The organism is Noviherbaspirillum denitrificans, from assembly GCF_002211445.1.
Classification (GTDB): Bacteria; Pseudomonadota; Gammaproteobacteria; order Burkholderiales; family Burkholderiaceae_D; genus Noviherbaspirillum; species Noviherbaspirillum denitrificans.
Genome location: NZ_LSTO01000001.1, coordinates 4,103,429 through 4,114,804, shown reverse-complemented (window position 1 = coordinate 4,114,804; position 11,376 = coordinate 4,103,429). Strand labels below are relative to the sequence as shown.

Here is an 11,376-nt window from a genome sequence, read left to right as displayed (position 1 = left end):
GGATCGGATAGGCAGCCACCGCCATGCGCGCGCGCTCGGCCACTTCCAGGGCGCCGGCGGTATTGCACTTGGGGAGGATCGTCAGCAGCTCGTCGCCGCCGTAGCGGCCGAGGTGGTCGTAGAAGCGCAGCGCGCTGCCGAGGCGGCGCGACACTTCCTGCAGCACGGCGTCGCCCACGAGATGGCCACTGCGGTCGTTGATCTGCTGCAGGCGGTCGAGGTCGGTGAACACGATCGACAGCGGTGCGCGCTCGCGCTGGCAGCGCAGCATTTCCTTCTTCAGGTGGTCCACCACGGTGTCGCGGTTGTAGAGACCGGTGAGGGTATCGCGCGTGGAACGGGCCGCCAGCGCTTCTTCCAGCTCCAGCAGGCGGCGGCCGGTTTCGATGCAGATGCGCAGGTCGGCATGGCCGGTGCTGCGCGTGATGTAGTTGTTGGCGCCGGCTTCGAGCGCCTCGGTGAGGTAGGCCGGGTCGACATGGGTGCTGAGCAGGATCAGGTAGACACTGCGCCGCTTGATGGTCGCGCGGATGTTGCGGAACAGGTCCAGCCCATCCAGTCCCGGCAGGCTGCAATCGATGATCGCGATGAGCGGATCGTCATCCCGGTGCAGTACCTCCCATATGCCTGCCATGTCACCGGCCAGCGCGGTCTCGTGGCCCCAGTCGTGCAGGGCGTTGCGGATGAAGCTTGCGGACGCGCGATCGTTGTCGGTGATGAGTACTTTCATGCGACGCCTCCCCCATGCGATGCAATTTTGATAATTTTTCGCATCCTAGCATGCCTTGCGCGCAAAAATATACACGCGCGGACCGAGGGAAATCAGTAGGTGGAGGCCGTGCGGAAGCGGTCGTAGCGCTCCAGCACCATGGGAACGTACTTGATCGTTTCCTGGTAGGGCGGCACGCGCCGGCCGTGGCGGATGACCGCGTTTTCGCCGGCGTTGTAGGCGGCGACGGCGAGCCGCACGTTACCGTCGAACATGGCCAGCAGGTCGCGCAGGTAGCGCGCACCGACGTCGACATTCTGCTCGGGGGAATAGAGGTTGAAGCTGCCGTAGCGCGCGGCGGTGGCGGGCATCACCTGCATCAGGCCGACCGCGCCTTTCGGCGAGAGGGCATTGGCATTGAAGCCGGATTCGACTTCGATGATGGCCTTGAGCAGCGCGGCCTGGATGCCGTGCGATTGCGCGACGCGCTGGACGATAGGCTCGATCGCCTTGCGGCGTGCGGACAGCTGCGGCAGCGACACCGGACCGGTGCCGGAACGTGGCCACAGGTGGGTGCCGTCGAACATCGCATAGACCTGCGAGCTGCGGTTGAGCGGGCGATCGGAAAAGACCGGCCGGCCGGCGGCATCGTAGGACTTGTAGATCTTGGTGTCGTCCGCCTGCACGGCGCCGGCTGCCAGCAGGCAGGCGATCGCGGCGAGGCGGATACGGGTGGGGCTCATTCTTGCGTTCTCCCTGATCCGGCCACGATACGCCGCAGCCAGGTTTCCGGCAAGCATCGTTATGCGGTTCGCCTGCAACCGACTCGAACGCGCACTAAAATGCGCCTATGTGCGCCAATTACCGTCCTTCCACCCGTGATGAATTGCAACAGCGCTTCGGCGTCGCGGCACCCGATTCCGCTTACGCGGCGGAGGCCTTCCCCGGTTCCATGGCGCCACTGATCCGGCTGCCGCGCGCCGACGCCGTGCACGGCGACCGCGCCGCTGCCCTCGGCATGTTCGGCCTGGTCCCGCACTGGGCAGACACCAAGCTCGCGCGCCAGACCTACAATGCGCGCACCGAGACGGTGGCCACCAAGCCGAGCTTCCGCAACGCCTGGAAGCGCCGCCAGTTCTGCGTGATCCCGGCCAGCACCTTCTACGAGCCGTCCTACGAAACGGGCAAGGCCGAGCGCTGGGAAATCGTGGATGCCGACGGCACGCCGCTGGCCATCGCCGGCCTGTGGGACGTCAAGCAGGACGGCCCGAACGGCCTGCCGCTGCTGTCCTTCACCATGCTCACCATCAATGCCGACGGCCATCCGCTGATGCAGCGTTTCCACAAGCCGGACGACGAGAAGCGCATGCTGGTGCTGCTCGACGAAGGGCAGGTCGACGACTGGCTGCATTGCCCGCTGGAGGAGGCCGGCCATTTCTTCGCGCGCTACCCGGCCGAACGGCTGGCCGCGCACGCGGCGCCGATGATCGCGCGCAAGCGCGCACAAGACAGCCTTCCCGGTTTTTGAGCGGCGCGCCGCTACAATGGCGACATGGATGCCGCCGCTTTCCTGAGCGAATACGTCAATGAGGAATTCCCGCCCGGTCCCGGGCTGGAACAGCTCGCCTACGGGCTGTGGGACGTGCGGGCCGCCGGCGCCGCGGTGCTGGCGATGCCCGACGTACACCTGCTGCCGGAAGTGACGGTTTCCCTCGCCTTCCAGTACGGCGCGCCATTGCGTGTCGCGCTCGCAGGCAAGACGCAAATCCTCGGTAGCCACATCACCGGCGCGCACGACAGCGCGGTACAGCTGCACGGCACCGGCGTGCTGGGCAGCGTGGTGGTCAAGCTGACTCCCTGGGGCGCGGCCCGCTTGTTCCGCTCGGACATGCAGTCGCTCGCCGCCCGCCATACCGATTTGCGTGACGTCGTCGGCCACGCGGCGGCGGAACGCATCGAACAGCAGCTCGCGGAAGCGCCGGACGCCCCGGCACGTGTCGTCCTCGTGCGGCGCTGGCTGCTCGAACGCTTAGATGCAAAGGATAGCGATGTGCTGGTCGCCTGGGCCTTCCGCGAGATCGCGTCGACCGGCGGCATGACGCGCACCAGCGAACTGGCGGCGCAGCTCGGCATGAGCGAGCGGCAGCTGGAGCGGCGCTTCCTCGCCTGGGTCGGCATGACCCCCAAGGCGGTGGCGCGCGTGGTGCGGCTGCAGCGGTTGGCCGCGCATTTCCATTCGGGACTAAGCTGGGCCGAGATTGCCGCCGAGACAGGATTCAGCGACCAGGCGCACATGGTGCGGGAATTCCGCAGCATGACCGGCACCACGCCCGCGCGCTTCCTGCCGCCGGACCGCGAACTGGCCGAGCAGCTGATGCGGCCGACGCTGCATGCATCGGATTTTTTCAACCGCGCGCTCGGCGTGTAATGTCGGATTTCTTCAATACCGCCTCGCCCGCGTTCCCTACGATACGCATCAACGGCAATCCCGCCGCCTGCCATCGAAGGAGAACATCATGCAACATTCCACTGTCGACATTGCCCCGTCCCCGCTCGGCCTCGCCTGGTTCCGCATTGCGATCGTCTACCTGATCGCCGGTATCGCGCTCGGCATCGTGATGGGCGCCACGCAACAGTTCGCGATGCGCCCGGTGCACGCCCACCTCAACCTGCTGGGCTGGACCACCGGTGCGCTGGCCGGCCTGTTCTACCTGTTTTTCCCGCGTGCCGCGCACAGCCGCCTCGGCAAGGCGCATTTCCTGCTGCACAATCTTGGCGTGCCGGTGATGATGGGCGCGCTGGCGCTGGTGCTGACCGGGAATACTGCGGTGGTGCCGGTCCTGATTGCCGGTGAAATGACGACCGCCGCCGGCGTGCTGGTGTTCGCGCTGAATATGGTGGTGAACGTGAAGGCTGCCCCCGCAGCAGCGATGCCGACGCGGATGCAGGCGGCCTAGAAATCGCGCAGGTCGGCCACCGGCGATTCGCCGAAGCGCGCACCCAGCAGGTAGTCCGCCAGCCTGCGCGCGCAATCGGCGGGACTGGCAAGGCTGCCTTCGCGCTTCATCGCTTCAAAGCGTTCGCGCAAAGGGAAGTTCTCCAATGACGTCGAACGGATCGCCGCCTGCATGTCGGTATCGATCACACCCGGCGCGAGGCTGCAGATGCGCACGCCGGGCAGCTTGTCGAGGACCACGGCGCGCGCATGATGATCGAGCGCCGCCTTGGTCGCGCAGTAGATGCTCCAGCCCGGATAGGCATTGCGCGCGGCGCCGCTGGAGACGTGCAGGATGCGAACTTCGCCCGCCTGCCTCGTCGCGCAGAGCGCCGCCGATAGCATCAGCGGCGCCGCGACGTTGAGCGCGACGGCACGCGCAACTTCATCCACGGCTTGCGCATTCAGCGGGCCGACAGGCTGCACCACGCCCGCGTTATTGACCAGCAGGACCGGCCCGCCATCCTGGAAGGCCGCGAGCTCGCCGTCGGCGATCCATTGCGTCAGCGCCGTGCTGTCAGCGAGGTCAAGCTCCGCCTGTCGCAGCAATGCGGGGAAGCGCTGCGCGAGTTCCGGGTTCGTCTTCCTCGACAGGCCGAGCACGGGGATATCGCGTCCGAGCAGTTCGGCGGCGACGGCGGCGCCGAGGCCGCGGGAGTGTCCGGTGACAATGGCTTTCATGGTATCGGGAGAAGGATGTCGAAGCGGCCATTATGCTACTTGCCGCGCCGGTCCTGCTGCCGGCGCTCCACCATGTCCCAGCCGATCTCGTGCCGGATCTGTTCGGGCTCGTGCAAGGGCGAGCGCGCGTTCTGCCGGCGTTCGGTCTGGCGGCGCTCCATGTACTGGCGCACACGTTCCTTGGCTTGCTTGGGCTGTTCCATCGGATCAGCTTACGAAGCTGAATGCGTGCAGGATTGAGGGCGCACAAACGCCCGGGCAAAAATTGGCAAAATTTCCATCGCATGCCACTGGTCATTTCCTGGAGGCCGGCTGTTAGAATGTCCAATCTGCAATGGGCAGCGCGCTTCCATGAATGCCGAGACAAAAACCTATCCTGTCGTCATCGACCAGTTGCAAGTCGGGATGTTCGTCATCCTCGACATGCATTGGCTGGACCATGATTTCGCGCGCAACAGCTTCAAGATCAAGAGCGAGGAACAGCTGGCCAAGCTCAGGCAGCTGGGTTTGAAGAAGGTTCGCATCGATCCTGCGCGCAGCGACGTGGTGCCTCCGCCCGCAGCGCCTGAAACGCCCGCGCCACAAACGGAAACGGCGGCGCCCGTTGAAAGCGCGATGGCGAAGGCCAAGCGCGAACGCCTCGAGCGCATCAACCAGTTGCGTGCGTCGGTCGTCGAGTGCGAGCGCAAGTTCCTCAAGACCGCGGGCACGCTCAAGACCATCAACAGCAATCTCTTCTCGCAGCCGCAGGAAGCCTATCAGCGTGCGAACGAGCTGGTGGAGGAGATGGTCGATTCCATGCTGACCGACCGCGACATCGCGATCCACCTGATGAAGGACAAGTACGGCGGCGAGGACTTGTACTTCCACTCGCTCAACGTCTCGGTGCTGGCGATGATGGTCGCCAAGCAGATGAAGCTGGACCGCGAAGAAGTGAAGGAGCTCGGCTTCGGCTGCCTGTTCCATGACATCGGCAAGCTCGACATTCCGGACCGCGTGCTGATGAAGGGCAGCGGCCTGACGCGCGCCGAGCAGAACCTGATCGAGCAACATTGCGTATACGGCCTGCCCGTCGCGCAAAAGCTCGGGCTGTCGAAGAAGGCCACCGAAATCATCCTGCAGCACCATGAATGCGTGGACGGCACGGGCTACCCGAGCCACCTGAAGGGCGACCAGATCTCCCCGCTGGCGCGCATCGTCGCCATCGTCAACATCTACGACAATCTCTGTAACCGCATCAATCCGGCCGACTCGCTGACCCCCTATGCGGCGCTGTCGCACATGTATGCGCAGAAGCGCAACCAGCTCGATGCCGGCCCGCTGGGCATCTTCATCCGCTGCCTCGGCGTCTATCCGCCGGGCACCGTGGTCAAGCTGTCGGACGGCACGCACGGCCTGGTGGTTGCGGTCAATTCCAGCAAGCCGCTGCGCCCCAGCGTCCTGATCCACGATCCCGAGGTGCCCAGCAGCGAAGCCGTCGTGCTCGACCTCGAATCCGAGCCCGAACTGCAGATCGCGGAATGCCTGCGCCCGGCACAGCTGCCGCGCGCCACGCTCGAATACCTCGCGCCCCGGCGGCGCATGAACTACTACTTCGACCTGCCCGAAAAAGCACCCGGGAAATCCTGACGGGCTTCCCCGGGGTCGGGCACTTCGGCCGGCGTCGTATCCGGCACCACTTCAGGTCCGGTGGGTGCGCCGGGATCGAAGGTATCCGGCGGCAACGAAGGCACTTCCGGCTCGGGCTGCCATGCCGGCTGTATCTCCGGCCCGGACGGCAGCGTGACCGGGACTTCCGGCGGGTTCTGGCCTGGTGTCGTATGCATCATGGCCACCATTTACATCGGCAGCCGGTCCTGCAGCGTACTTGTCGTACGCGCCTGCCCGGTGAAGTTGCCCAGATCCAGTCCCTGCGCCATCTGGCGGCAGCTTTCGGTGCAGGCACGGCATGCCTGCACGCATTCGTCCATGCCGCCAACCTGTTCGCAACTCTGCGCACAGGCATGGCACACCTCGGCGCAGGCGGCGCACACCGGACCGTGCACAGACGAACTGCCGAGCATGAAGTCGGCGGCGAGCCGGCAGATGTCGGCGCAATGCATCATCAGCCGGAAATGTTCAGGCTCGGTATGCGGACCGCCTGTCTCGAGGCAATGGTTCATCGCCGTCTGCAGGCAGGTGCGGTGACAATGCAGGCAGTCGTCGATGCATTGCTGCATCGACTGTGAGGTCATTGTTTGCATCATATGTACTCCTTAATGTGGATCGATCGATGCCGGCCGCCATTCCTTGATGTGCTCGAAGCGCAGCGGCTCCTGCGATCCCGGATAAAAGAAGGTCCATTCGTCACGGCTCCACCACACTTCGCGCTTCGATCCGTCCTGCAGCACGGCAATGCACCGCTCACGGTCGTACAGATGGGAAAGGGCGTTGTCTGCTCTCATGGTTCACTGTCCTCGTTCACGCAACTTGTTACGGAACTTGTGCTCTGAGGTTGAAAAGAGATGGAGGTTCAACATGGCAAGGATCCAGCAATCGATCGATATCGGCGTGCCGGTACACGTCGTCTATCAACAGCTCATGCAGTTCGAGGATTACCCGCGCTTCATGCAGGATGTCGAGACCGTGCACCAGCTCGACAACACCCACCTGCACTGGTCGGCAAAGATGTCGTACCAGCCGCTGGAGTGGGACTCCGAAATCGTCGAACAAATCCCCGACCGCTGTATTGCCTGGCGCAATGAAGGCGGGCCGATGCAGTCGGGCAAGGTCGAACTGCAGCCGGTCGGCGACAGCCAGGCGCGCCTGACGATGACGGTGGAATGCGACCCGGCGCTGGTTCCGGCGGAGCGCAGCGGCAATCCCGAGCAGATGGTGGCGATGCGGATCGAGGACGACCTCGCGCGCTTCAAGCAATTCATGGAAGAGCGCGATGCGGATGTCCAGCAGCAGCAGGCCACGCAGTCGCCAGCCTCGCTTTCGCAGGCCGGGCAGGACGAGGATGACGGCCGCTATTCGATCGCCGAAGAACAGAACTTCGACCAGCAGTCGGACCAGGCGCGGCGCGTGGGGCAAATGCCGCTGGATTTCGATCCGCCGGGGTAATCGTCCCGCGGCGCATTAGAATGGCGTCTTTCCCGCCATTTCTCCTGCGTCCATGATCATTGCCACCCACTCCGGAAAATTCCACGCCGACGATGTCTGGGCGGTTACCGTGCTGGACATTGTTTTCCCGGGCTGCGCGCTGGTCCGCACGCGCGATCCGGAGCGCATCCGCGCGGCCGACTTCGCGGTCGATGTCGGCGGCATCTGGGATCCGCAGGCGGGACGCTTCGACCACCACCAGAAAGACTTCTCTGGCGCGCGCCTGTCGGGCGTGGGGTATGCCAGCGCCGGACTGGTATGGCGCACGCACGGTCCGCGCTGCGTAACGCTTCTGGCGCAGAAGCACGTCGGCCATACGCTCGCACCCGAAGAGGCCCAGCAGATTGCCTGGGCCATCGATAACGACCTGGTGCAGTACCTCGACATGTCGGACACCGGCACGGCGCGCAACGCGCCCGGCGGTTATGGCTTGTCGGCGGTGGTGTCGGGCTTCAACCCGACCTGGCTCGACGAGCAGGAAGCCGGCGGTGTCGAAGCGGCGGATGCGCTGCGGCTCAAGCAATTCCGGCGCGCGATGGAAGTCGTTGCCGACGTGCTCGTCAACCAGGTTCGCTACCGCGTCGGCAGCATGCTGGCGCTCGAGCGCGTGCGCAAGGCGCCGGTGCTGGAAGATGGCCGCCTGCTGGTACTCGACAACGGGGCCTTGCCGTGGACCGGCGTGGTGCGCAATGAGATGCCGAAGGTGCTGTTCGTCATCGGCTACGGCATTGCGGACGGCCGCTATTCACTGAACACGGTGCCGGCCAATCCGGACACCTTTGAGGCGCGTGCCGACTTGCCGAAAGAATGGGCGGGCTTGCAGGGCGAGGAACTGGCAGCGGTGACCGGCGTTGCGGACGCGGTGTTCTGCCACAACAACCTGTTCATTGCAGTGGCGCTGTCCTACGAGGGTGCGCTTGCGCTCGCGCGACAGGCGCTCGCTGCCGTTCAGCGATAGACACGCGGCTTGTGCCGCAAAGGGTCGAGCAGAGGGCGCAGGCCGTTGTGGTCCATCTCCTGCATCAGCGCAATCAGGCGCCCGGTTTCGCCGGGCGGGAAGCCTTCGCGCGCAAACCAGTTCAGGTAATGCCCCGGCAGGTCGGCGATCAGGCGGCCCTTGTATTTACCGAAGGGCATTTCGCGCGTGACCAGCAATTCCAGCAGCGCCGGATCGATCGGGCCGTTCACTGGTCGCCCAGTTGATTCGCTGTCGTCTCCGGTTCCGGCACCGACGAGTCATCGAAATAGCGTTCGACCAGCGCGAAGAAGCGCTCGTAGAACAGCTTGTTGGCGATGGTTTCGCTGGCGACGCGCACCAGGGATTCATCGCTCATCCCGAACGGCACCGACAGGGAGCCCAGCGCCGGCACGCCGAGACTGGCGGAGGTGCTGGACTTCTTCAGCGAATAACGGTCGCGCACCGCGGTCACGAAGGCGGTCGTGCTATTGCTGCCCTTGCTGTCGGGTGCGCACACGATGTGGAATTCGATCTGCATATGGACGTCGGCGCCGGGCTGGAAATTCTTGCGGCCCCGCACGAGCGACGGATTCGCCTCGTGGATCACATAGCCCTGGCTCAGCAGCGCACGGCGCGCTGCTTCACAAGTTGCCTTGTCCGTCCCCGGAAAACTGTGCGCATGGATATCCGTGGAAGCGAAGTCTTCCTGGATCGTGACTTTCTGGTTGGTCGCCGTGGTCGTGCACGCGGCAAGGCCGGCGGCGGCGAGAATCATGGCAAGTTTATTGAGCGGACGCGGGGCCTGCATGTATGACACCTCCTGAACGAGTGTGTATCTTAGAGCGTATCGCTCGCGGAAACATCCCCTTTGACCGATTTCGGGCGCGTGGCATGCGCCTCTGAGGCCAGGCATAAAAAAGCCCCGCGGGCTCGACCGGCGGGGCCAATCCTTCCTTAGGAGGGAGGAGGAGACAACTGTTACGCAGCGCTGACGTCGTATGCGGGCTTCAGTCCACGCAAGACTACACGGCCGTTACGGCGCGTCACGCGGCGCGAAGCATCGGCGATATCGCCAAATGCGAGGCCGGGTTCGCGCGCCTGCATGCGTGCCGGTGCGGAAATCGCCGCCGACAGCTTCAGCACCACGGGTCCGGCCAGATAAGCGACCGGGAAGGCGATCGGCCAGGCGGTCAGCCAGCTTTCCAGCCAGTGATTCAGGGAACCGTCCGCCGTGACGTGCATCACCGCCGTCACCACCATCGTCATCAGGCCGCTGAACAGCAGTGCCGGCAGCATCGATGCCAGGCTGCGCGAACGGCGCAGGCGCAGCACCACGCTGCTGAATACGCCGTCGGCCGGAAGCCGGCTGGCATACGAACGCGTTGCGAGGCTCGGATGTGCGACAGTGGACATGTTTGGCTCTCGGTCCCTGAATTAGTTCACGCTTACTGACGGGATGCGATGGCGCGCAGTTCGTTGGCCAGGCTAGGCTGGACACCGTCGAAATCGCGGGCCATGCGGTTGAGCATCAGCACGCTTTGCAGCATGCGGCGTTGGGAACGCTCTTCCAGCGACTTGCGCGGCTTGACGACCAGCAGGGCGGCGCGCAGCAGGCCAACCAGCAGCGGCTTGAACACCACCATCATGGCGGCGAGGACGCCCAGGCCCAGCAGCGGGCGGGCAACGGTCAGCACATTGGCGGCGATGGCTTCAGCGGGGAATGCGAGGGACAGGACGGACATGGCTTACTCCAATACAATTTTTACTGTTTTGCTGCATCGCAGTATATGCACGGGTAAGATATAGAACCAATTTCCATTTTGCATATCAGCTATACTTCCTGTGAATACCAGGAAAAATTTTTCTTTTTATTAATCAATGGATTAGGGCAATGCCATGAGTTTTCTCACACTGGATTTGAACCTGCTCCGGGTATTTGACGCGGTCATGACGGAACAGAACCTCACCCGCGCCGCCAACCGCCTCGCAATGACCCAGCCGGCCGTTTCGAATGCCTTGCGCCGCCTGCGCGACTCGCTGGGCGATGAGCTCCTGATCCGCACCGCACATGGCGTCAAGCCGACGCCGCGCGCCGAAAACCTGTGGCCGGCGGTGCGCCAGGCGCTGTCTGCACTGGAAGAAGCAATCACGCCGGAACAGAACTTCGATATTGCAGACGCACATAACACTTTCCGATTGGCAATGGCCGATGCGACTGCCGCACTCTGGTTGCCCGCTCTCGTCCGCTCGATCGAACGCGAAGCGCCGAAACTGACCATCCGCATGGTGCCGTTGACCACGCGTGAACCGCGTCCGATGTTGCTTCGCGGCGACATCGACCTCGCCGTCGGCTTTTTCCCCGGCGTCACCGCCCAGCTCGCCGGCGGGCAGGGCGTGTCGGTCTCGCCGATCCGCCACGAGCAGCTTTATTCAGGGCGTTATGTGTGCGTGATGCGCAAGGACCACCCGCTGGCGCATGAAGAACTCACCGTGGACAGCTATTGCGACGCCAACCACCTGCTGGTGAGCTTCTCCGGCCGCGCGCACGGCCTGGTCGACGAGGCGCTCGCCAAGATCGGGCGCGAGCGGCGCATCCTGCTGACGGTGAACCAGTTCTTCACCGCCGGGCGCGTCGTCGCCACCTCGGACCTCATCACCGTGCTGCCGCGGCACCTGATTGCCTCTACCGGTATCACCGGCGCACTGATCACCAAGGAATTGCCGTTCGATTTGCCGAATGTGCATGTGGATATGCTTTGGCATGAGCGGGATACGCGCAGTCCCGCGCATAAGTGGTTGCGCGGGCATTTGAGCGGGACGACGAGCGAGACGTTTGCTAAAGGTGGGATTGTTCGGTGAGTGTATTTCTTCGGTGAACCGGTTCTTGTG

Annotated in this window: 18 protein-coding genes; 7 read left to right on the top strand and 11 right to left on the bottom strand. The window is 64.2% G+C overall.

Annotation, left to right across the window (positions count from 1 at the left end):
• Together AYR66_RS29695 and AYR66_RS19930 are read right to left on the bottom strand one after the other, a co-directional pair.
• Nucleotides 1-730 (bottom strand): diguanylate cyclase (locus AYR66_RS29695; protein WP_206047231.1); only part of this gene is annotated, 730 nt, incomplete at its 3' end.
• A gap of 92 nt (nt 731-822) precedes the next feature.
• Nucleotides 823-1,452 (bottom strand): lytic transglycosylase domain-containing protein, encoded by a 630-nt coding sequence (locus AYR66_RS19930; protein ID WP_170942221.1) that lies wholly within the window; start codon nt 1,450-1,452, stop codon nt 823-825.
• A 107-nt stretch (nt 1,453-1,559) separates the two neighbouring features.
• Here AYR66_RS19930 and AYR66_RS19925 point away from each other — a divergent pair, with 107 nt between their 5' ends.
• The 3 genes from AYR66_RS19925 to AYR66_RS19915 all read left to right on the top strand — a co-directional run bounded on the left by AYR66_RS19925 (nt 1,560) and on the right by AYR66_RS19915 (nt 3,666).
• The gene (locus AYR66_RS19925; RefSeq protein WP_088708946.1) at nt 1,560-2,237 is read left to right on the top strand and encodes an SOS response-associated peptidase; all 678 of its coding nucleotides are present in this window, start codon (nt 1,560-1,562) and stop codon (nt 2,235-2,237) included.
• 24 nt (nt 2,238-2,261) lie between these two features.
• Nucleotides 2,262-3,137, top strand: coding sequence for a helix-turn-helix domain-containing protein (locus AYR66_RS19920; protein WP_088708945.1), 876 nt, complete (start codon nt 2,262-2,264; stop codon nt 3,135-3,137).
• A gap of 88 nt (nt 3,138-3,225) precedes the next feature.
• Entirely contained in the window at nt 3,226-3,666 is a 441-nt protein-coding gene (locus AYR66_RS19915; protein ID WP_088708944.1) for a heme-copper oxidase family protein, read from the top strand.
• Here AYR66_RS19915 and AYR66_RS19910 read toward each other — a convergent pair.
• Nucleotides 3,663-4,385 (bottom strand): SDR family oxidoreductase, encoded by a 723-nt coding sequence (locus AYR66_RS19910; RefSeq protein WP_088708943.1) that lies wholly within the window; start codon nt 4,383-4,385, stop codon nt 3,663-3,665. The two genes, AYR66_RS19915 and AYR66_RS19910, sit on opposite strands and share 4 nt — an antisense overlap.
• Nucleotides 4,386-4,420: 35 nt before the next feature.
• Complete coding sequence (locus tag AYR66_RS29000) at nt 4,421-4,588, bottom strand: hypothetical protein (RefSeq protein ID WP_170942220.1); 168 nt, start codon at nt 4,586-4,588, stop codon at nt 4,421-4,423.
• Nucleotides 4,589-4,736: 148 nt separating this feature from the next.
• Between AYR66_RS29000 and AYR66_RS19905 the strand changes: the two genes are divergently transcribed.
• Nucleotides 4,737-6,014, top strand: coding sequence for a cyclic di-GMP phosphodiesterase (locus AYR66_RS19905; RefSeq protein WP_088708942.1), 1,278 nt, complete (start codon nt 4,737-4,739; stop codon nt 6,012-6,014).
• Here AYR66_RS19905 and AYR66_RS19900 read toward each other — a convergent pair.
• The 3 genes from AYR66_RS19900 to AYR66_RS28995 are packed head-to-tail and all read right to left on the bottom strand — an operon-like array spanning nt 5,975 to nt 6,829.
• Nucleotides 5,975-6,223 (bottom strand): hypothetical protein, encoded by a 249-nt coding sequence (locus tag AYR66_RS19900; protein WP_088708941.1) that lies wholly within the window; start codon nt 6,221-6,223, stop codon nt 5,975-5,977. The two genes, AYR66_RS19905 and AYR66_RS19900, sit on opposite strands and share 40 nt — an antisense overlap.
• Complete coding sequence (locus tag AYR66_RS19895) at nt 6,224-6,631, bottom strand: four-helix bundle copper-binding protein (protein ID WP_234814951.1); 408 nt, start codon at nt 6,629-6,631, stop codon at nt 6,224-6,226.
• A gap of 9 nt (nt 6,632-6,640) precedes the next feature.
• Complete coding sequence (locus AYR66_RS28995) at nt 6,641-6,829, bottom strand: hypothetical protein (protein ID WP_170942219.1); 189 nt, start codon at nt 6,827-6,829, stop codon at nt 6,641-6,643.
• Nucleotides 6,830-6,902: 73 nt separating this feature from the next.
• On the opposite strand from AYR66_RS28995, the gene AYR66_RS19890 reads away from it, so the two are divergent.
• Nucleotides 6,903-7,490, top strand: coding sequence for an SRPBCC family protein (locus AYR66_RS19890; RefSeq protein ID WP_170942218.1), 588 nt, complete (start codon nt 6,903-6,905; stop codon nt 7,488-7,490).
• A gap of 52 nt (nt 7,491-7,542) precedes the next feature.
• Nucleotides 7,543-8,487, top strand: a complete 945-nt coding sequence (locus AYR66_RS19885; RefSeq protein WP_088708939.1) for an MYG1 family protein — start codon at nt 7,543-7,545, stop codon at nt 8,485-8,487.
• Here AYR66_RS19885 and AYR66_RS19880 read toward each other — a convergent pair.
• From AYR66_RS19880 to AYR66_RS19865, 4 genes are all read right to left on the bottom strand, one after another.
• On the bottom strand, nt 8,478-8,705 hold the full coding sequence (locus AYR66_RS19880; RefSeq protein ID WP_088709953.1) for a DUF3820 family protein: 228 nt from the start codon (nt 8,703-8,705) through the stop codon (nt 8,478-8,480). The two genes, AYR66_RS19885 and AYR66_RS19880, sit on opposite strands and share 10 nt — an antisense overlap.
• Before the next feature lie 8 nt (nt 8,706-8,713).
• Nucleotides 8,714-9,295 (bottom strand): DUF2242 domain-containing protein, encoded by a 582-nt coding sequence (locus AYR66_RS19875; protein WP_088708938.1) that lies wholly within the window; start codon nt 9,293-9,295, stop codon nt 8,714-8,716.
• A 170-nt stretch (nt 9,296-9,465) separates the two neighbouring features.
• Nucleotides 9,466-9,900, bottom strand: a complete 435-nt coding sequence (locus AYR66_RS19870) for a DUF2798 domain-containing protein (protein WP_088708937.1) — start codon at nt 9,898-9,900, stop codon at nt 9,466-9,468.
• Nucleotides 9,901-9,932: 32 nt separating this feature from the next.
• On the bottom strand, nt 9,933-10,229 hold the full coding sequence (locus tag AYR66_RS19865; protein WP_088708936.1) for a hypothetical protein: 297 nt from the start codon (nt 10,227-10,229) through the stop codon (nt 9,933-9,935).
• Between the two features lie 154 nt (nt 10,230-10,383).
• Between AYR66_RS19865 and AYR66_RS19860 the strand changes: the two genes are divergently transcribed.
• Complete coding sequence (locus AYR66_RS19860) at nt 10,384-11,346, top strand: LysR family transcriptional regulator (protein ID WP_088708935.1); 963 nt, start codon at nt 10,384-10,386, stop codon at nt 11,344-11,346.
• Nucleotides 11,347-11,376: the final 30 nt, after the last annotated feature.